The sequence below is a fragment of the Enterobacter sp. Sphag1F genome (assembly GCF_014193275.1).
GTDB lineage: Bacteria > Pseudomonadota > Gammaproteobacteria > Enterobacterales > Enterobacteriaceae > Pantoea > Pantoea symbiotica.
The window spans coordinates 168,414-187,054 of sequence record NZ_JACHZD010000004.1; the positions used below are offsets into that span (position 1 = coordinate 168,414).

Sequence of the window (18,641 nt, forward strand, 5' to 3'; positions counted from 1 at the left end):
GGGGTGGCGACAGGCAGCGCCGCATCAAAACCCCGTCCACCGCCCACCTATTCAGGAGAAATAAGGCATGCAGTTTGTAGCGCCGGAAAAGGCGACGGGAACGCCGGAAATTATCCCCAACAACTCCTTCTGGCCGGACATCGATCTGGCGACGTTTCGCAGCGTGATGCGCGTTGACGGCACGGTGACGCCGCAGCGTCTGAAGCAGGTGGTGCTCACCGCTATGGCGGAAGTGAACGCCGAGCTGTACCTGTGGCGCGAACAGCAGGAGCTGCGCGGCTTTAACGGTCTGGCCGATGTACCGGCGGAGCAGCTGGCCGGGCGCAGCGTGCGTCTGCATCACTATGAAAATGCGGTGTGGTGCTGGGCGCGCGCGGTGCTGAATGAGCGTTATCAGGACTTTGACGCCACCGCTGCCGCAGCGAAGCGCGGGGAAGAACTGGAAGATGCCACCGGCGACCTGTGGCGCGACGCGCGCTGGGCCATCAGCCGCGTGCAGAACGCGCCGCACTGTACCGTTGAGCTGATCTGATGAAGGTGCGCGCGCAGCAGTACGACACGGTGGACGAAATCTGCTGGCGTCACTACGGGCGCACGCAGGGCATGACGGAGCAGGTATTGCAGGCCAATCCGGGGCTGGCGGAGCACGGCCCCATTTTACCGCACGGGCTGGAGGTGGAGCTGCCGGACGTGACGGCGGCGGCCACCGTGCAGGCCGTCCAGCTTTGGGACTGAATCATGTGGGAAAAAATCAGCACCGGGATCGTCTGGTTCATCGCGCTGGCAATGGCGTGGCTGGGCGACCTGTCGCTAAAAGACGTTTCAACCGTGGCCGGGGTATTAATCGGCCTGCTGATGGCAATCATCAGCTGGTACTACAAGCGCAAAACCTATCAGCTGCTGGCCGCCGGGCGCATCACGCGGGAGGAATATGAATCTGCAAACCGTTAAGCGCTGCACCGTCGGCATGGTGCTTGCTATCGCCGCGACGATGCCGGGTTTCCAGCAGCTGCACACCTCCGTCGAGGGGCTGAAGCTGATCGCCGATTATGAGGGCTGCCGCCTGAAGCCGTACCTTTGCGACGCGGGCAAGTGGACCGACGGCATCGGTAACACCGTTGGCGTGGTACCGGGCCGGAGCATCACCGAGCGGCAGGCGGCGGGGAATTTCATCACTAACGTGTTACGCGTTGAGGCGGCACTGGCGCGCTGCGCTGCGGTTTCCATGCCGCAGCCGGTCTACGACGCGCTGGTGTCGCTGGCGTTTAACGTCGGCACCGGGAACGCCTGCGGCTCAACGATGGTGGCGCTCATTAAACAGGAGCGCTGGCGCGATGCCTGCTATCAGCTGCCGCGCTGGGTGTACGTGAAAGGCGTATTTAATCAGGGGCTGGATAACCGGCGACAGCGTGAGCTGGCATGGTGCTTAAAAGGAGTAACAGCATGATGCGCGCGCTTGCGGCGATAGCGCTCGTTCTGATTGCCGCGCTTGGCGTGCAGTCGTGGCGACTTAGTACCGCCCACAACAAAATCGACGCGCAGGTGAAGGACTTAGCCGCGCAAGGTAAAAAGCTGTCGGCGAAAAACGGCCAGCTGATAGCCCTTAACATTCTGACGCAAACCAGCAGCCGGGCGCAGACGCAGCTTTACGCCGCCGCCGAGCAGAACGGCACGCTTTTGCGTGACCGGCAGCGCACCATTGAGGAACTCAAACGTGAAAATGACGAGCTTCGCCGCTGGGCTGATGCCCCTTTGCCTGATCCTGTTATCCGGCTGCGCCAGCGTCCGGCCCTCACCGGAGGTCAGTCTTACCGTGAGTGGCTGTCCGCGAATCACGCCGTGCCGCCTGGACGAAGCCGCGCCGCGCAGTAACGGCGACCTGCTGGCGCAACTTGACGACACCGAGGCCGCATGGGCGGCCTGCGCCGACAAGGTAGATACCATCATCAGCTGTCAGGATAAAGACGATGAACAAGCCGCAGTCCTTGCGAAACGCCCTGAATAAAGCCGTGCCCTACGTAGCCGACAACCCGGATCGCCTGCATCTGTTCGTGGACAATGGCGCTGTGGTTGCCACCTCCGCCACGTCGATTTCATGGGAGTACCGCTACACCCTGAACGTGGTAGTGACGGATTTTACCGGCGATCAGAATCTGCTGATGGCGCCCGTTTTATTCTGGCTAGGCGTCAACCAGCCGGACGCGCTGCAGAACGCCACCGAGCGCGAGCGGCTCTTCACCTTTGAGGTGGACATTCTGGGCAATGACCGCTGCGACATCAGCATGAATCTGAAGCTGACGGAGCGTGTGATCGTGAAGGAAGTTGACGGCGTAATGTCGGTTGAGGCAGTGCCGGAGCCGGAAGTGCCAGACGAGTTTTGGGCGGTGAATCATGGCTGAGCTGCACGACGTTGAGGCGTGGCTGGGTGCGCTGCTGTCGCAGCTTGAGCCACCGATGCGCACAAAGATGCTGCGCGAAGTGGCGCGCGATGTGCGGCGCATTCAGCAGAACAACATCACGCTACAGCGCAGTCCGGACGGCACAGCATGGGAACCGCGCCGCGTCACCGCCCGCACCAAGCCGGGCCGCATTCGACGCAAGATGTTTGCGAAGTTGAAAACGGCGAAATACCTCAAAGCGCAGGCAAATGCAGATATGGCAGAAATTGCGTTTGTTCCCGGCGTGCAGAAGCTGGTCCGTGTCCACCATTACGGCCTGCGGGACCGGGTAAACCGACGCGGCACCGAAGTGAAATATGCGGAGCGCCCACTACTAGGGGTGAATGATGATGTGGCAAACTTGATACGCGTAACACTACTTCGCTGGCTCAGCGAATGAGCCAGCAGAAAAAGGCTACAACTCAAATACTATTTAAATTATCATAATTAATAAGGCGAAGTATGCTTACTCTTTCATGATAAAATGATGGTTCCTTTATTTCTCCTTCTTCAATTTTCTTCGCTATAATATTGAAAAAATTCATATTCTCTATCGGGAATAATTTGCATAAATCCTTAAAGTAAGCTTTGTCTGCTGCTCTATCGAAGACTTCAAGTGGCCGAAATCCTCTGCTATATATAAGTGTGAAAGGATACCAATAGTCTTTGCTGTCATATTTATCTTGCGAGAGAAATGCATAATATAAGTAACATATGAGATCCGCTTGAATTATTTGGTTGAATTTTCCATTTTCACTTTCACACCTTTCTTTTAATAAGTTTGCGTGATAAGAAATCCATCTTGTTTCAGAGGATTGGTTAATTCTTTCAAGAGAATAAAGATGATTATAGAAAATTCCAAAAGAGTGAAGTCCACTCTCTGGTTCCGATGAATTATTGATATAGAATTTTTTTTGTAAAATTACTTTGCATTCTTCAAAGCGGTTGTTTCTTAGGAATGCGGATATTAGTAGTAAATAAGCTTCGTGTGCTATAAATTTATAGTTATCGAAATCGGATGTAGAGTAAGCTTTTTGCTGTTCTTTCGGGTAGAAAAAATCACATAATTGCTCAAAAAAACTCATTGTTATCGTAATTAATTCTTTAGAAGGATTGTAAAGTGAAATAAGTTCGAAGGTTTGTGAAAGTTCGTTTCTCAAAGGTATCAAATTCTCGAGATTATTTAAAATCTCTTCGTCAGATTTCCCTGTTGACATTCTGAATTTTTCAAGTTCCTCAAGAACTTTTTTATAATAAGAATCAATCTCTATGTGTGAATTTGGTTTTGATTCCTTAATGGATTGAACGGCGCGACGATACGTCACCCCCGTAATGATTTTAGATGCATTTTCCTCGCTTAAAAATGCCGGTGGCTTCCCAAGCGGAGGTTTGACATGTAGTGGGCGATTGAAAAGCCACCGTAATAAAATCTCGTAATTTTTCGAATAATCAGATTCAGGACTAAGGTCAATGTATTTTCTGGAAGTGTAGTATGTTGGTACATAAGCTTTTCCAGACTCATCCTTTTCAACAATGACTGCAACAAATTTTTCTTGATTTTGATTTTCATAAACTTTTTGGGAGATAATTTGAGTCTCTGTTCCAACTCCGCCTGATCTTCCATCCGCTCGTTCTGAATATGATTTATCACATATCATTATTACTTTTTTTACTGATTCGTCGGTTACCATTCGCTCCATGAAGCCTATTAGGTCATGTCCTTCTTTTAGTTCCCATTTATCTAGAATTACATCTACACCAGAAGAAACAAGTTCTTCAGCAAAATTTAAAACCCAAGACTCATGCTCAGGCGTAGTCCATGAATATGAGATAAATGTCTTTTCGCTAGCCATATACTCCCTCATTTTTTAATTGTGCTATTTATGAAACAAATCTAATTGATACATAAGCTTGCAAAGCTATGCAAGCATCGTATTTATGAATACTCAACTCAACGAAATCATGCGTCTTATCACCAACCTGATCCGCACCGGCACCGTGTCCGATGTGGATACGGTCAACTGGCTGTGCCGGGTGAAAACGGGCGACCTTGAAACCAATTGGATTAACTGGCTCACCTTCCGCGCCGGTAAAACGCGCACGTGGTGGCAACCCTCTGTCGGCGAGCAGGTTGTGCTGCTGAGCCTCGGCGGCAATCTCGAAACCGCGTTTGCGCTGCCCGCTATTTATTCCGACGCCTTCCCGCCGCCCGATTATTCAGAGAATGGCAGCACTACCGTGTTCAACGACGGCGGCTGGTTCCAGTACGAGCCGGACACCGGCCAGCTGCTGATTAAAAACATTAAAAGCGTGCGCATTGAGGCCGCCGACGGCATCCAGCTGATCACCGATCAGCTGGGTGTGGATGCGAGCCAAATGCTCGTTAACAGCGAAACCGTAATGAATGGCGCGGTGACGCAGGGCGGCGGCGATATGAGTTCAAACGGCGTGGTGGTTGATAAGCACAAACACGGCGGCGTGAAGTCCGGCGGCGATATGTCACGAGGTCCGCAATGATGTATCTCGGCATGAACCGCGACACCGGCGAAGCCATTACCGACACCGAGCACATTCGCCAGAGCGCGCGCGACATTCTAATCACGCCGGAAGGCAGCCGCATCGGGCGTCGTGAATACGGTTCGCTTCTGTCGGTGCTGATTGACCAGCCGCAGAACGACGTGGTGCGCCTTCAGGTGATGGCGGCGGCGTATACGGCGCTGAGTCGCTGGGAGCCGCGAATCCGTCTCAGCTCTTTGAGCATAACCAGCGCCTTTGATGGCTCCATGATGGTTGAGCTGACCGGCCAGCGCGCCGACGGCTCACCGCTCGCAATGTCAGTGCCTACGGGGGTGAACAGTGGCAGTAATTGACCTTTCGCAGCTGCCCGCACCGGAAGTGATCGAGGTGCCGGACTTTGAAACGCTGCTGGCCGAACGTAAGGAGGCGCTGATTGAGCTCTATCCGGCGGACGAACAGGCCGCCACGCGCCGCGTGCTGGCGCTGGAGTCCGATCCGATAGTGAAGTGCTTACAGGAAAGCGTTTACCGGGAAATTCTGCTGCGGCAGCGCATCAACGAGGCGGCGCAGGCGGTGATGGTGGCTTATGCGCTGGGCAGTGACCTCGATCAGCTGGCCGCGCGCAGTAACGTTGAGCGCCTGACCATCACCCCGGCCAACCCGGACGCCGTGCCGCCCGTTGAAGCAGTGATGGAATCGGACGACGCACTGCGCGTACGGGTGCCGGAAGCGTTTGAGGGGTTATCGGTTGCCGGTCCGACGGCAGCCTATGAGTTTCACGCCAGAAGCGCGGACGGACGGGTGCAGGACGTGTCCGCCATCAGCCCGTCACCGGCGACGGTGCTGGTCACCGTGCTGAGCCGCGATGGCAACGGCACGGCAGCCGCTGATTTACTGAATACAGTGGACAAAGCGCTGAATGATGAAAGCGTGCGCCCGGTAGCGGACCGCGTGTCCGTGCAGCCTGCAACCATCAACGACTACCGTGTGCAGGCAAAGCTGCACCTGTTTGACGGCGTGGCTGCCGCGCCCTGTCTGGAGGCGGCAAACGCACGGCTGGCCGCCTACCTCACCGAGCAGAAAAAGCTGGGCCGCAGCGTGCGCCGCGAGTCCTACGGCGCGGTGCTGCGCGTTGCCGGTGTGGACTGGGTGGATATCACCGAACCGGCTGAGGACATCATCATGGACCGCACGCAGGCGGGCAACTGCACCGGGACGGACATCAGCGTGGCGGATGATGAGGTGCTGGCATGAGTAACAGCCTGCTGCCGCCCGGCTCATCCGCGCTGGAGCGCCGTCTGGCGCAGGCGTGCAGCGACATTTCCGGGCTGAACGTGCCGCTGCGCGACCTGTGGAACCCGGACACCTGCCCGGTGAACTTTTTGCCCTATCTTGCCTGGGCGTTTTCGGTGGACCGCTGGGACGAAAGCTGGGCGGAAAGCGTGAAGCGCAAGGTGGTGAAGGACGCGTTTTATATCCATCAGCACAAGGGCACCGTCAGCGCTATACGGCGCGTAGTGGAGCCGCTGGGCTATCTCATCCGCGTGATTGAGTGGTGGAAAACCAACGATGCGCCGGGCACCTTCCGGCTTGACGTGGGCGTGCTGGATACCGGCATCACCGAGGAAATGTATCACGAGCTGGAGCGCGTGATTGCGGACGCCAAGCCGTGCAGCCGCCACCTCATCGGGCTTTCGATCACCCTTGACGCGAACGGCACGGTGCCGGTGGCCGTTGCCAGCTACAGCGGCGACGAGCTGACCGTTTATCCCTATACCCCTGAACTTATCAGCGTCGGCGGGCCGGTGTTTACTGGCGCGGCGGTGCATCTTATCGACCTGACGGAAGTGAGCGCATGACGACAAAATATTTTGCCCTGCTGACCAATCAGGGCGCGGCTAAGCTTGCCAACGCTGCCGCGCTCGGCACCAAAGTGAACATCACGCAGATGGCGGTAGGCGACGGCGGCGGCACGCTGCCCACGCCTGACCCGGCACAGACGAAACTTATCGGCGAGAAGCGCCGCGCGTCGCTTAACTCGCTGACGATTGACGCCGCCAACGGCAGCCAGATTATTGCCGAGCAGATTATCCCGGAGGGTGAGGGCGGCTTCTGGATCCGTGAAATCGGCCTGTTTGACGCCGACGGCGTGATGATTGCTGTGGCTAACTGCGCCGAGACCTACAAGCCGCAGCTGGCCGAGGGCAGCGGGCGCACGCAGACGGTGCGCATGATTATCATCGTGAACAGCACCAGCGCGGTAACGCTGAAAATCGATCCGTCGGTGGTGCTGGCGACCCGGCAGTATGTCGATGATAAGGCGCTGGAAGTGCGCCAGTACGCCGACGGCCTGCTGGATGCACACATCAAGGCAGCAGACCCGCATACGCAGTACGCGCCCAAAGCCAGCCCGACGTTTACGGGCTCGCCGAAAGCCCCGACGGCGGCGGCGGGGAATAACTCCACGCAGCTGGCGAATACGGCGTTCGTGCAGGCCGCACTGGCCGCGCTGGCGGGCAGCGCACCGGCGACGCTGGACACCCTGAAGGAAATCGCCGACGCGCTGGGCAACGATCCGAATTTTGCCACCACCATGCTGAATGCGCTGGCTGGCAAGATGGATAAAAGCGGCAACGGCAAGGACATTCAGGACGTGGCAAAGTTTCGGGAGAATCTCGGGCTGGCTACGGCTGCCGTAATGGCGGTGGGAAACGGCGCGGGTCAGATCCCCGACATGTCGTTTTTTATTCAGTCACTCAACGGACAGAATTTTGTCGTTAAATTCCCTAACGGCTTCATGATCCAGGGCGGCACGGTATCGCTGCAACCCGTGGGCAACTTTAACCCGCAGACGCTGGGCGGTCAGACGTACTACACCCACTTTTACCGGGTGCCGTTTAATCAGGCGTTTGCCACGGCGCAGGTTACTACGGTGGCCTCGCTGACGTGTCCGCCCTATGACGCACAGGGCAGCATGGCCGGGCGAACACTGAGCGTGCATCGCGATCAGGATGCAGGCCAGACCGGCGTGGCGAAGACGCGATTTGCCGTTGCGGTCACGCATCCACAGATGGGGGAAACCCCGACGATTCACTGGACATCCTATGGCTACTGATATGCAGAATCTTTTTTTCAGCGCGAAAACACTAGGCTTCTACTCACCCGACATGACCCTGCCGGATGACGCCATTGAGGTGTCGCCGGAGGTTGAGGCGTTTCTGCGGGAAGTGATCGTGTGGGGCGCGGACTCCTTCACGGTCAGCCTGACGGCGGCCTCCGTAACCTATCCGGCCGCAATGGCGGATTATGTGCGAACCTACAACGCGCCGACCACCTTTGGCGGATAACCAGCTCCGCTGATTCCCCCGGCGGCTGTTGTACCAGCCGCCACACAACGCTAACCGGATGCACCCGCGCGCGCCACCTTTCACCATAGCGGAACCCCTTCACAGGAGAACCGCCATATGGCTCAGGATTATCACCACGGCGTGCGCGTTGAGGAAATCAACGAGGGCACCCGAACCATCACCACTATCAGCACGGCGATTGTCGGCATGGTCTGCACCGGCGACGACGCCGACGCGGCCACGTTCCCGCTTAACCGTCCGGTACTGCTGACTGACGTTCTCACCGCCAGCGGCAAGGCGGGCGAGTCTGGCACGCTGGCGCGCTCGCTGGACGCCATCGCCGACCAGGCTAAACCCGTAACCGTCGTCGTGCGCGTGCCGCAGGGCGAAACCGAAGCGGAAACCACCGCCAACATCATCGGCGGTGTCAGTAACGGCCAGCGCACCGGCATGAAGGCGCTGCTGGCCGCGCAGGCGGTGTGCGGCGTGAAGCCCCGCATTCTCGGCGTGCCCGGTCACGATACGCAGGCAGTGGCTACCGAGCTGCTGAGCGTGGCGCAGAGCCTGCGCGGCTTTGCCTACCTGTCGGCGTACGGCTGTCAGAGCGTTGAAGAGGCGATTGCTTACCGCGCGAACTTCAGCCAGCGCGAGGGCATGCTCATCTGGCCGGATTTCATTAACTTTGACACCGTACTGAATGCGGACGCGACGGCCTTCGCCACCGCCCGCGCGCTCGGCCTGCGCGCCAAAATCGACGAGCAGACCGGCTGGCACAAATCCCTGTCGAACGTCGGCGTGAACGGCGTAACCGGCATTTCCAAAGACGTATTCTGGGATTTGCAGGATCCGGCCACCGATTCCGGTCTGCTGAACCAGAACGACATCACCACGCTGATTCGTAAAGACGGTTTCCGCTTCTGGGGTTCCCGCTGCCTGAGCGATGACCCGCTGTTTGCGTTCGAGTGCTACACCCGCACGGCGCAGGTGCTGGCGGACACCATGGCCGAGGCGCACATGTGGGCGGTGGACGGCGCGCTGAACCCGTCGCTGGCCCGCGACATTATCGAGGGCATTCGCGCCAAACTGCGCAGCCTCGTGAGTCAGGGCTATCTCATCGGCGCGGACTGCTGGCTGGACGAGAGCGTGAACGACAAGGACACGCTCAAGGCGGGCAAACTGCTCATCGATTACGACTACACGCCGGTGCCGCCGCTGGAAAACCTGCTGCTGCGCCAGCGCATCTCCGATCAGTACCTGGTCGATTTTGCCAGCCGCGTCAGCGCATAAGGAGACTGAATCATGGCATTACCCCGCAAGCTCAAGCACCTCAACCTGTTCAACGCAGGCGACAACTGGCAGGGGCTGATCGAGTCCGTGACGCTGCCAAAAGTCACCCGCAAGTTCGAGAAGTATCGCGGCGGCGGCATGGCCGGTGCGGTGGACATCGACATGGGCCTGGACGACGGCGCACTGGATACGGAATTCACCTGCGGCGGCGTCGAGGCAAAGCTGTTCAAGCAGATGGGCACCCTTACCGTGGACGGCGTGCAGCTGCGCTTTACCGGCTCCATTCAGCGCGACGACACCGGCGAAGTGCAGGCGGTGGAGCTGGTCGTGCGTGGCCGCCACAAGGAGCTGGACTCCGGCGAGTGGAAGACCGGCGAATCAAGCACCACCAAGGTGTCCGGCACCAACAGCTACGCCAAGCTGACCATCAACGGCGAAGTGCTCTACGAGATTGACCTGGTGAACATGATTCACATCGTGGACGGTACGGACCTGATGGAAGCGCACCGTAACGCGCTCGGCCTGTAATTAATCCGGCAGGGCAAACCCTGCCGCCTTTTACCCTTTTAGCGAGACATCATCATGACTGACAAAACCACCGAAAAAACCGTTGAGCTGGACACCCCGATCCTGCGTGGCAAAACCGAGATTAAAAGCATCGTCGTGCGCAAGCCGCAGTCCGGCGCGCTGCGCGGTACGCGCCTGCAGGCGCTGATGGACATGGACGTGAACGCGATGATCACCGTGCTGCCGCGCGTAACTACCCCGGCGCTGACCACGCAGGAAATCACCGAGATGGACCCCGCCGATCTGGTGAGCCTGTCGGTTGAGGTGGTCACTTTTTTACTGAAGAAGTCGGTGCTGTCGGATTTAGCGACGGCCTGACGGTAGACGATCTGGTGGCGGACATTGCCACCGTCTTTCACTGGCCGCCGTCCGTTACCGAGTTCATGACGCTGACCGAGGTACTGGAGTGGCGGCATAAGGCGATAATGCGACACGGGACCAGCGATGAGTGATAAAGACTTGCGCCTGCAGGTTGTTCTTAACGCGGTAGACAAACTGACCCGCCCCTTCCGTTCTGCCAAGGCCAGCACCCGCGAGCTGGCCGATTCCCTGCGCACCGCGCGCGCCAGCCTGAAGGACTTAGACGCGCAGGCCGCGCGCATTGACGGCTTCCGCAAAGCCCGCTCGCAGCTTGCCATCACCGCTAATAACCTGAAGGGTGCGCGCGAAGAGGCGGCGAAGCTGGCGACGCAGTTCAGCGCCACCAACCGGCCCACCGCCGCGCAGGCGAGGGTGCTGGAGCAGGCGAAGAACCGCGTGCGCGAGCTGCAGCAGAGCTATAACGGCCTGCTGGGTTCGGTGCAGCGCCAGCGCGCCGCGCTCACTGAATCCGGCGTTGATACCAAAAAACTCAGCCAGGCGCAGCGTGACCTCAAAAGCCGCGCGGACGAGACGCGCGCGGCGATTGACCGTCAGCAGAAGTCGCTGAAGCGGCTCGGCGAACAGCAGGCAAAAATCAACGCGCTGCGGGAGCGCCACGCCAGATCGCTTGAGGTGCGCGATAAAATTGCCGGTGCCGGTGCGGCGACCACCGTCGCCGGGCTGGCGATGGGCGCGCCGGTGCTGGCCGCCGTAAAATCCTCGGCAGACATGGAAGACGCCATGAAGGGCGTGGCGAAGCAGGTGAACGGCCTGCGCGACAACGACGGCAACCGCACGGCGCAGTTCTACGACATGCAGGCCGCCATCAAGGCCGCCAGCGAGCAGCTGCCGATGGACAACGGCGCGATTGACTACGCTGCGTTGGTCGAGGGCGGCGCGCGCATGGGCGTCACCAACCAGAACGATTCTTATGAGGACCAGAAGCGCGACCTGCTGGCGTTTGCCACCACGGCGGCGAAGGCGTCCACCGCGTTTGAGCTGCCCGCCGGTGAGCTGGCCGAGGGGCTGGGCAAGATTGCGCAGCTCTACAAAATCCCCACCCGCAACATCGAGCAGCTGGGCGACGCGCTGAACTACCTGGACGACAACGCGATGTCCAAAGGCTCGGACATCATCGACGTGCTTCAGCGCATGGGCGGCGTGGCGGACAGGCTGGACTACCGCAAAGCCGCTGCGCTCGGCTCCACGTTCCTGAGCCTCGGCGCCACGTCGGAAACCGCCGCCAGCGCGGCAAACGCCATGGTGCGTGAACTCTCCGTCGCCACCATGCAGGGCAAGACCTTTATGGGCGGCATGGAGCTGCTGAAGCTCGATCCGAAAGCCATTGAAAAGCAGATGACCACGGATGCGATGGGCACCATCCAGCGCGTGCTGGAGAAGGTGAACAACCTCCCCGCTGACAAGCGCCTGACCGCAATGACCATGGTGTTCGGCAAGGAGTTCGGCAAGGACGCGGCGAAGCTCGCCAACAACATGCCGGAGCTGCGACGCCAGCTGCAACTGACGCAGGGCAACGCGGCCAGCGGCTCAATGCAGAAAGAATCGGACATCAACAAAGATTCACTTTCCGCGCAGTGGCTGCTGGTGAAAACCGGCGCGGCCAACACGCTGAGCAGCCTCGGCGACACCCTGCGCACGCCGCTGATGGAAATCATGGACGCGGTGAAGCGCGTCACCGGCACCATGCGCCGCTGGGTGGAGTCCAACCCGGAGCTGGTCGGCAGGCTGATGAAAATCGCCGCCGTGGTGGCAACGGTGACGCTGGCACTCGGCACGCTGGCCGTGGGCATGGCCGCCGTGCTCGGTCCGATCCTGATGCTGCGCTTCGGGTTAAACATGCTCGGCCTGAAAGGGCTGACAAAGCTCTCACCGCTGCTGGGCGGGCTGGGCAAGGCGTTTGCAAAACTTGCGCCCGGTCTGGCGTCGTCCGGTGACGGCATCAAAAAGCTGTTCTCACTGTTCAGCGGCGGCGAGGCCGGGGAGTCTGTTAACTGGCTGGAGAAAATCCGCGACGCGCTGGCGTCCCTGCGCGGCGGTGACGATGATGACGAGGGCGGCGGCATCCTTAATGCGTTCCGCGAGGGCGCACTGGAGAAAATCAAGGAGAAGGCGCAGGACGCCGGGCAGACGCTGGTTGCGTCCTTCCGTAACCCGATGGCCGGTGTGCGGGCGCTGGGCGCGCAGGTGCGCGGGCTGGCCGGAGCGGCCCTTGCGCCGCTGGCTGCGTCGGTGCGCGGTGCCGGTGGTGCGCTGATGTGGCTGGTGAAGTCGCCGCTGGCGCTGCTGCGCACGGTGCTGACGGGCGTGGTGTGGGCGCTCGGCGCACTGCTGAGTCCCGCCGGGCTGGCCGTGGCGGCGCTGGCCGGTGTGGCGCTGGTTATCTGGAAATACTGGGCACCCATCAAGGCGTATTTGGGCGGCGTGGTGGACGGCTTCCGGGCCGCCGCCGGACCCATCAGCGAGGCGTTTTCACCGCTGCAGCCGGTGTTTCAGTGGATTGGCGACAAGGTGCAGGCGCTGTTCGGCTGGTTTAAAGACCTGCTGACGCCGGTGCATTCCACGGCGGCCGAGCTGGACAGCGCCGCCGCGAAGGGTAAAGCGTTCGGGCAGGCGCTGGCCGACGGGCTGAATATGGTGATGCATCCGCTGGACAGCCTGAAGGCCGGGATCGGCGAGCTGCTGGATAAGTTCGGCCTCGTCAGCAAGGCGTCGGCTAACACGAAGCTGCCGCAGGCACCGCAGGCCGCCAGCGTCAGTCCAGGCGGAAAAGTCACGCTGCCTGCGGGCGGCTTCCCGGCGTTTGCGGGTATGTACGACACCGGCGGTAACATCCCTGCGGGCCAGTTTGGCGTCGTGGGTGAGAACGGGCCGGAAATTGTCGGCGGACCGGTGAGCGTGACGAGCCGGAAACGCACCGCGCAGCTTGCGGCCATGGCGGCGATGACGCTTGGCATGGCAGCCGGAACGGCGGAGGCGAAGCCGCTGCACCCGCTGAGCCTGCCCGCGCAGGCGTACCGTCAGGAGGCACCGCGCCAGCAGTCCGCAGCAACTACCGCGCCCGTGAGCATTCACGCGCCGATCACCATCGTGCAGCAGCCGGGCCAGAGCGCGCAGGATGTGGTCGACGAAGTGATGCGCAGGCTTGAGGCGAAAGAGCGGCAGGCGCAGTCCCGCGCCCGCAGCAGCTACCGAGACCGTGGAGGATTTGAATCATGATGATGACGCTGGGCCTGTTTGTTTTCATGCTCAAGACGGTGCCGTATCAGGAATTGCAGCTTCAGCGCAGCTGGCGCTTCCCGTCCAACAGCCGCGTGGGCGTGCGTCCCTCGCTGCAGTTCCTCGGCCCGGATAATGACACGATCACGCTGTCCGGCGTGCTGCTGCCGGAAATCACCGGCGGCAGACTGTCGCTGTTCGCGCTGGAGCAGATTGCCGAGCTGGGCCGCGCGTGGCCGCTGATTGAGGGCAGCGGCACGATTTACGGCATGTTCGTGATCGAGAGCCTGAGCCAGACCAAAGCGGAGTTTTTCAGCAACGGCGTGTGCCGCCGCATTGAGTTCACGCTGACGCTGAAGCGCACCGACGAATCGCTGGGTGAAATGTTCGGCAGCCTCAGCGATCAGCTGTCGGCCATGCAGGGCGCGGCCACCGACGCCGCCGGTAAAGTCGGCGCGGCAGTGGGCGGGCTGTTCTCATGATGGCGGGCAGCTGGATTAACGGGCAGGCGAACGCGCCCGCGTTTCGCCTGACGCTTGCCGGGGCGGACGTTACGCAAAAGATAGAGCAGCGGCTTATCAGCCTGACGCTTACCGATAACCGCGGCTTTGAGGCGGACCAGCTGGACATCGAGCTGGACGACGCGGACGGGCAGCTTCTGATGCCGCGCCGGGGCGTTGAGCTGTCGCTGGCGCTCGGCTGGAAAGGCGAGGCGCTTTTCCCGAAAGGAACCTACACCGTGGACGAAATCGAGCACAGCGGCACGCCGGACCGGCTGACCCTGCGCGCGCGCAGCGCGGACTTTCGCCAGACGCTGAACACGAAGCGCGAAAAGTCGTGGCACCAGACCAGCGTGGGCGAGGTGGTAAAAGAGATTGCCGGGCGGCACAAGCTCAAAACGGCGATAGGCGACGACGTGGCAAAGATGGCCGTGGACCATATCGACCAGACCAACGAGTCAGATGCAAGCTTCCTGATGCGGCTGGCGAAACAGTGCGGCGCGGTGGCCTGCATCAAGAATGGCAACCTGTTGTTTATCCGGCAGGGACAGGGCAAAACGGCCAGCGGCAAAGTGCTGCCCGGCATCACCCTCGTGCGCAAAGACGGCGACGGCCATCGCTTTACGCTGGCTGACCGTGACGCCTACACCGGCGTGATCGCAAGCTGGCTGCACACCCGCGAGCCGGAGAAGAAGCCGGAAACCACCGTGAAGCGTAAACGCCGCAAACCCGCTGCGCAGAAGAAGGAGCCTGAGGCGAAGCAGGGCGACTATCTGATCGGCACGGATGAGAACGTCCTGGTGCTGAGCCGCACCTATGCGAACCGTGCCAACGCCGAGCGCGCCGCCAAAATGCAGTGGGAAAGGCTACAGCGCGGGGTGGCTACGTTCTCTATTCAGCTGGCGCGCGGGCGCGCAGATCTCTACACGGAAATGCCGGTAAAGGTGAGCGGGTTTAAACAGCAGATTGATGCCGGGGAATGGATTATCACAACGCTGACGCACAGCCTGAGCGCGGACAACGGCTATACGACCACCATTGAGCTTGAAGTGAAAATAGATTCACTTGAAATGGAATAGTGCTATCTCAAAATGGTTAAATTGAGTAATATTTATCTCAATTGGGTTATGGAGACGACATTATGATGAATTGCCCTTTGTGCGGGAATGCCGCACATACCCGTAGCAGCTTTCAGGTATCAGCAACAACCAAAGAACGTTATAACCAGTGCCAGAACATCAATTGCAGCTGCACGTTTAAATCTCATGAAACGGTTTCTGAGATCATCATGAAACCGGGTAGCGTTAAACCTGTGCCGCCGCATCCAGGAAGAAATCAGCAGCAACCATTGTGGTTATGATCGCTGCCAATATTAAATAGCCTGCTAATGTGGGCTATTACACTTCTGGAATTTCACCCGTTTTCACAAAATCCGCGAATTGATTTTCATCAAGTATTACAACACCTTTCATACGGGCTGCCGTTACTTTAGTTGGTCCGGCATTATATCCGCAGCAAAGTAATTGAAGATTCTGTGTAACCGAACTTCTAACTGTCATGCCGTTGGCATTTGCGCACTCAATTAATCGATCTTTATCCGCTTTTTTAAAACCAGTGAAGCAAACATCAAAAGTTACCTTTTGAGTTTTGGGCTTGCTCAATTGAATATGAGAGTAATCACTCTCCTTCACCGTCATTAAAAATGTCGAAGCAGCGTCCGCTGTTTCAACAAGTTTAATTACTCTGTCTTTGCGAAAGGTTCTTAATTGTTTGATGACGTTGCAGATGCCTTGCACATGCTCGGCGCTGTGGCTGACATTACAAATCGATTGGGCGCTTACTTGCCCCTTTGCATTGATATAGACGAAGTGCATTTCTTCCATGTGATCACCTTCAGAGGCTGTGTGAACGAGCGAGAAAATAGCCGTCAAACATGAAGCGCAGGGCAACAGAAGGAAAAAGAGAAAAAATCTGCTGCCATTTTGCTGCCAATCAGTTTTTTGGCTACAAAAAAAGCCGCTGAAAAAGCGGCTTAAATGCATGATTTTAATCACTAAATTTGGTGGCCCCTGCTGGGTTTGAACCAGCGACCAAGCGATTATGAGTCGCCTGCTCTAACCACTGAGCTAAGGGGCCAGCGGAGCGGGGATTATAGAGTATCTTGTTAGGGTGATCCAGAGTTCACCATTTGGATGGTGAAAATTACAGCAATAGCTGACTCTTTGATCTCAAAAAGAAAAATCTACTATCCCACGCTCTATCGCTTATTAAGCGCCCAATCATCAGCGTTTTTTGAGACCAGGCTCATTCGAAAGTTTGTCGATACTACAAATAGCGCGTTGCAGGCTTGTTGAGCGAGATGAAGGGCAATATGGCGATGCGTGCCTCTTCATAAGTCTGCCAAAGCTGCACATCTTCCACGGATGGGATCGTCACCAGCTCGCCCGCATCAAGTCCACGCAGCGCTGCCGAGACTAAATCATCCACTTCCATCAGCATCTCTGCGGGAAGATCGTTAATGGATTTTCCTGCGCGCTCAAAGATCTCAGTGCGCGTTAAGCCTGGCAACACAGCCTGCATACGCACACCGCTTTCGGCTAATTCTCGATGAAGATTACGAGTCAGGGAAAGCACATACGCTTTGCTGGCGTTGTAGGCGCCATTGGCTGATTCACTCACTAACGCTAGCACCGAAGCAATATTCACAATCGTGCCATTGCGACGTGTACGAAATGCCAGTGCAGCACTGTGGGCCAGCTGTGTTAGCGCAATGATATTTAACGTCAGCATGGTTTGTATTTTCGCGATATCACCGTCAATGAATTCGCCTTCGACAGTCATGCCGGCATTGTTTACCAGCAGCGTAATAGCTTTGTTTTGCTGGATTTCGCGATCAACTCTTAGCAAATCATCGTGGTTGGTGAGGTCGGCAGCCAACACGTTGACTTCAACGCCATGCGCTTCACGCAGCGATTGCGCCAATAGATTGAGCCTGGCTTCATCGCGTGCCACCAGAATCAGGTTTGTGCCACGTGCTGCCAGTTGTTTCGCATAAGTCGCGCCAATTCCGCTTGATGCGCCCGTGATTAAAGCCAGTTGTTGTGACATGGTATGTTCCTCTAAATGATGGTTATCATATTTACGAGATTTAATATGACGATCATAATATTTATCGTCAAGCTAGAATATGATGGTTGTAATAATTACACTGATTGCCATCAACGATGTCGGAGTCAATGAAGATGGAAAAGCTGAGCCATAAAGCGCGTACACGACAGCGCATTTTGGATGAAGCCTCGATGGTGATGCGCGAGAACGGCACTGAAAGCATCGGCGTAGCGGCGCTGATGAAGCGCGTCGGTTTAACGCACGGCGGCTTTTATGCCCACTTCGCCTCCCGCGAAGATCTGGTGCAAGCGGTGATTGCTGAGATGTTTGCCGATTCGGCGCGACGCTTTGCGGATATCACTTCAATTAACGATCCCGCTGAACGACTGAATCAGCTGATTGATAGTTATTTATCCGAGCAGCATTGCAACACGCCGGGTGAAGGCTGTCCGCTGCCTGCGCTGGTGAGTGAGATGGCGCATTTACCCGTCGAGGCGCGTACGTTGTTTTCACAGCGGCGTGAAGCAATGCGGCAGCGTTTGGCGTTGACGCTAAATGAGCTTAATCATCCGCATGCGGATGACGCGGCGACCACTATCTTAGCTGAGATGGTTGGTGCGGTGGCAATGGCTCGCGCTTGTCCGGACGACGAGGAAGCGCGCACTATGCTGGCGAGCAGTCGTCGATCGGTAAAACAACGCGCCGGACTGGAGATGGCATGAGCGAGCACGATATCCGCGACATCATTGCGCCTGATTTACAGGTGCTGTTTTGTGGCATTAATCCGGGCAAGTCGTCGGCGCACACTGGATTTCACTTCGCCCATCCCGGCAATCGTTTCTGGAAGGTGATTTATCAGGCCGGCTTTACGCGCGAGTTACTCAAGCCCGAGCAGGAGCAGCGGCTGCTGGAAACTGGCTGTGGCATCACCATGCTGGTGGAGCGTCCGACGGTGCAGGCTAACGAGTTGGACGGCGATGAATTACGCGACGGTGGTTCACGCTTGCAGCAAAAGATTTTGCACTATCAACCGCGTGCGTTGGCGGTGTTGGGCAAAGATGCCTTCCAGAAAGCATTTCGTGAGCGCAAAGTTGAGTGGGGCGAGCAGCCGCAAACGCTGGGTGAAACGCGTTTGTGGGTGCTGCCTAATCCGAGCGGGTTAAATCGTGCGACGCTGGAAGAGATGGCCGCATCCTATCGTCAACTGCATGATTGGCTGCAAAGCCATGCTTGATAGAGTGACTCTCAGGCAATAAAAAACCCCGGCAAGCCGGGGTTTT

27 protein-coding genes and 1 tRNA gene are annotated in these 18,641 nt (G+C 57.9%); 24 read left to right on the forward strand and 4 right to left on the reverse strand.

Annotation, left to right across the window (positions count from 1 at the left end; all coding sequences use genetic code 11):
- Nucleotides 1-67 precede the first annotated feature (67 nt).
- The 8 genes from FHW71_RS14310 to FHW71_RS14340 are packed head-to-tail and all read left to right on the forward strand — an operon-like array spanning nucleotide 68 to nucleotide 2,838.
- Complete coding sequence (locus FHW71_RS14310) at nucleotides 68-532, forward strand: head completion/stabilization protein (RefSeq protein ID WP_179452096.1); 465 nt, start codon at nucleotides 68-70, stop codon at nucleotides 530-532.
- The gene (locus FHW71_RS14315) at nucleotides 532-735 is read left to right on the forward strand and encodes a tail protein X (protein ID WP_061720352.1); all 204 of its coding nucleotides are present in this window, start codon (nucleotides 532-534) and stop codon (nucleotides 733-735) included. Before FHW71_RS14310 ends, FHW71_RS14315 begins: the two co-directional genes overlap by 1 nt.
- A 3-nt stretch (nucleotides 736-738) precedes the next feature.
- Nucleotides 739-951 carry an HP1 family phage holin gene (locus FHW71_RS14320; protein ID WP_179452097.1) on the forward strand — a complete coding sequence of 71 codons (213 nt, stop codon included), beginning with the start codon at nucleotides 739-741 and terminating at the stop codon, nucleotides 949-951.
- Nucleotides 932-1,447, forward strand: a complete 516-nt coding sequence (locus FHW71_RS14325; protein WP_179452098.1) for a lysozyme — start codon at nucleotides 932-934, stop codon at nucleotides 1,445-1,447. Before FHW71_RS14320 ends, FHW71_RS14325 begins: the two co-directional genes overlap by 20 nt.
- Entirely contained in the window at nucleotides 1,444-1,872 is a 429-nt protein-coding gene (gene lysB, locus FHW71_RS14330) for an Rz-like lysis system protein LysB (protein ID WP_179452099.1), read from the forward strand. The genes FHW71_RS14325 and lysB overlap by 4 nt, the downstream gene beginning before the upstream one ends.
- A complete protein-coding gene (gene lysC / locus FHW71_RS24025) occupies nucleotides 1,763-2,005 on the forward strand; it encodes an Rz1-like lysis system protein LysC (RefSeq protein ID WP_286176269.1) in 243 nt (80 codons plus the stop codon). The genes lysB and lysC overlap by 110 nt, the downstream gene beginning before the upstream one ends.
- Nucleotides 1,968-2,399 carry a phage tail protein gene (locus FHW71_RS14335; protein WP_179452100.1) on the forward strand — a complete coding sequence of 144 codons (432 nt, stop codon included), beginning with the start codon at nucleotides 1,968-1,970 and terminating at the stop codon, nucleotides 2,397-2,399. Before lysC ends, FHW71_RS14335 begins: the two co-directional genes overlap by 38 nt.
- A complete protein-coding gene (locus FHW71_RS14340) occupies nucleotides 2,392-2,838 on the forward strand; it encodes a phage virion morphogenesis protein (RefSeq protein WP_179452101.1) in 447 nt (148 codons plus the stop codon). The genes FHW71_RS14335 and FHW71_RS14340 overlap by 8 nt, the downstream gene beginning before the upstream one ends.
- Nucleotides 2,839-2,860: 22 nt before the next feature.
- Here the strand turns inward: FHW71_RS14340 and FHW71_RS14345 are convergent, their stop codons facing one another.
- The gene (locus tag FHW71_RS14345) at nucleotides 2,861-4,291 is read right to left on the reverse strand and encodes an SEFIR domain-containing protein (RefSeq protein ID WP_179452102.1); all 1,431 of its coding nucleotides are present in this window, start codon (nucleotides 4,289-4,291) and stop codon (nucleotides 2,861-2,863) included.
- An 85-nt stretch (nucleotides 4,292-4,376) separates the two neighbouring features.
- On the opposite strand from FHW71_RS14345, the gene FHW71_RS14350 reads away from it, so the two are divergent.
- The 14 genes from FHW71_RS14350 (at nucleotide 4,377) to FHW71_RS14415 (ending at nucleotide 15,613) form a co-directional block, all read left to right on the forward strand.
- Nucleotides 4,377-4,955 (forward strand): phage baseplate assembly protein V, encoded by a 579-nt coding sequence (locus FHW71_RS14350; protein ID WP_179452103.1) that lies wholly within the window; start codon nucleotides 4,377-4,379, stop codon nucleotides 4,953-4,955.
- Complete coding sequence (locus FHW71_RS14355) at nucleotides 4,952-5,308, forward strand: GPW/gp25 family protein (protein WP_179452104.1); 357 nt, start codon at nucleotides 4,952-4,954, stop codon at nucleotides 5,306-5,308. The genes FHW71_RS14350 and FHW71_RS14355 overlap by 4 nt, the downstream gene beginning before the upstream one ends.
- Entirely contained in the window at nucleotides 5,295-6,209 is a 915-nt protein-coding gene (locus FHW71_RS14360; protein WP_179452105.1) for a baseplate J/gp47 family protein, read from the forward strand. Before FHW71_RS14355 ends, FHW71_RS14360 begins: the two co-directional genes overlap by 14 nt.
- Nucleotides 6,206-6,814 carry a phage tail protein I gene (locus tag FHW71_RS14365; protein ID WP_179452106.1) on the forward strand — a complete coding sequence of 203 codons (609 nt, stop codon included), beginning with the start codon at nucleotides 6,206-6,208 and terminating at the stop codon, nucleotides 6,812-6,814. Before FHW71_RS14360 ends, FHW71_RS14365 begins: the two co-directional genes overlap by 4 nt.
- Nucleotides 6,811-8,070, forward strand: coding sequence for a phage tail protein (locus tag FHW71_RS14370; RefSeq protein WP_179452107.1), 1,260 nt, complete (start codon nucleotides 6,811-6,813; stop codon nucleotides 8,068-8,070). The genes FHW71_RS14365 and FHW71_RS14370 overlap by 4 nt, the downstream gene beginning before the upstream one ends.
- Nucleotides 8,060-8,302 (forward strand): hypothetical protein, encoded by a 243-nt coding sequence (locus tag FHW71_RS14375; RefSeq protein WP_286176246.1) that lies wholly within the window; start codon nucleotides 8,060-8,062, stop codon nucleotides 8,300-8,302. The genes FHW71_RS14370 and FHW71_RS14375 overlap by 11 nt, the downstream gene beginning before the upstream one ends.
- A gap of 117 nt (nucleotides 8,303-8,419) precedes the next feature.
- Nucleotides 8,420-9,589: a phage tail sheath protein gene (locus FHW71_RS14380; protein ID WP_179452108.1), complete on the forward strand. Its 1,170-nt coding sequence runs from the start codon at nucleotides 8,420-8,422 to the stop codon at nucleotides 9,587-9,589.
- 12 nt (nucleotides 9,590-9,601) lie between these two features.
- Nucleotides 9,602-10,117 carry a phage major tail tube protein gene (locus FHW71_RS14385; protein ID WP_179452109.1) on the forward strand — a complete coding sequence of 172 codons (516 nt, stop codon included), beginning with the start codon at nucleotides 9,602-9,604 and terminating at the stop codon, nucleotides 10,115-10,117.
- A 54-nt stretch (nucleotides 10,118-10,171) separates the two neighbouring features.
- The gene (locus FHW71_RS14390) at nucleotides 10,172-10,474 is read left to right on the forward strand and encodes a phage tail assembly protein (RefSeq protein ID WP_179452110.1); all 303 of its coding nucleotides are present in this window, start codon (nucleotides 10,172-10,174) and stop codon (nucleotides 10,472-10,474) included.
- 14 nt (nucleotides 10,475-10,488) lie between these two features.
- Nucleotides 10,489-10,608, forward strand: coding sequence for a GpE family phage tail protein (locus FHW71_RS14395; RefSeq protein ID WP_071531062.1), 120 nt, complete (start codon nucleotides 10,489-10,491; stop codon nucleotides 10,606-10,608).
- The gene (locus FHW71_RS14400) at nucleotides 10,601-13,753 is read left to right on the forward strand and encodes a phage tail tape measure protein (RefSeq protein ID WP_179452111.1); all 3,153 of its coding nucleotides are present in this window, start codon (nucleotides 10,601-10,603) and stop codon (nucleotides 13,751-13,753) included. The genes FHW71_RS14395 and FHW71_RS14400 overlap by 8 nt, the downstream gene beginning before the upstream one ends.
- Nucleotides 13,750-14,235, forward strand: a complete 486-nt coding sequence (locus tag FHW71_RS14405; RefSeq protein WP_061720452.1) for a phage tail protein — start codon at nucleotides 13,750-13,752, stop codon at nucleotides 14,233-14,235. The genes FHW71_RS14400 and FHW71_RS14405 overlap by 4 nt, the downstream gene beginning before the upstream one ends.
- Complete coding sequence (locus FHW71_RS14410; protein ID WP_179452112.1) at nucleotides 14,232-15,332, forward strand: phage late control D family protein; 1,101 nt, start codon at nucleotides 14,232-14,234, stop codon at nucleotides 15,330-15,332. The genes FHW71_RS14405 and FHW71_RS14410 overlap by 4 nt, the downstream gene beginning before the upstream one ends.
- 62 nt (nucleotides 15,333-15,394) lie before the next feature.
- Complete coding sequence (locus tag FHW71_RS14415; RefSeq protein WP_013510553.1) at nucleotides 15,395-15,613, forward strand: ogr/Delta-like zinc finger family protein; 219 nt, start codon at nucleotides 15,395-15,397, stop codon at nucleotides 15,611-15,613.
- A gap of 37 nt (nucleotides 15,614-15,650) precedes the next feature.
- Here FHW71_RS14415 and FHW71_RS14420 read toward each other — a convergent pair whose 3' ends face one another.
- From FHW71_RS14420 to FHW71_RS14430, 3 genes are all read right to left on the reverse strand, one after another.
- Nucleotides 15,651-16,307 carry a hypothetical protein gene (locus FHW71_RS14420; protein ID WP_286176248.1) on the reverse strand — a complete coding sequence of 219 codons (657 nt, stop codon included), beginning with the start codon at nucleotides 16,305-16,307 and terminating at the stop codon, nucleotides 15,651-15,653.
- Between the two features lie 6 nt (nucleotides 16,308-16,313).
- Nucleotides 16,314-16,389, reverse strand: a tRNA-Ile gene (locus FHW71_RS14425).
- Nucleotides 16,390-16,578: 189 nt separating this feature from the next.
- A complete protein-coding gene (locus FHW71_RS14430; RefSeq protein ID WP_179452113.1) occupies nucleotides 16,579-17,361 on the reverse strand; it encodes an SDR family oxidoreductase in 783 nt (260 codons plus the stop codon).
- A 134-nt stretch (nucleotides 17,362-17,495) separates the two neighbouring features.
- Between FHW71_RS14430 and FHW71_RS14435 the strand changes: the two genes are divergently transcribed.
- The gene (locus FHW71_RS14435) at nucleotides 17,496-18,083 is read left to right on the forward strand and encodes a TetR/AcrR family transcriptional regulator (RefSeq protein WP_179452114.1); all 588 of its coding nucleotides are present in this window, start codon (nucleotides 17,496-17,498) and stop codon (nucleotides 18,081-18,083) included.
- The gene (gene mug / locus FHW71_RS14440; protein ID WP_179452115.1) at nucleotides 18,080-18,595 is read left to right on the forward strand and encodes a G/U mismatch-specific DNA glycosylase; all 516 of its coding nucleotides are present in this window, start codon (nucleotides 18,080-18,082) and stop codon (nucleotides 18,593-18,595) included. The genes FHW71_RS14435 and mug overlap by 4 nt, the downstream gene beginning before the upstream one ends.
- Nucleotides 18,596-18,641 lie beyond the last annotated feature (46 nt).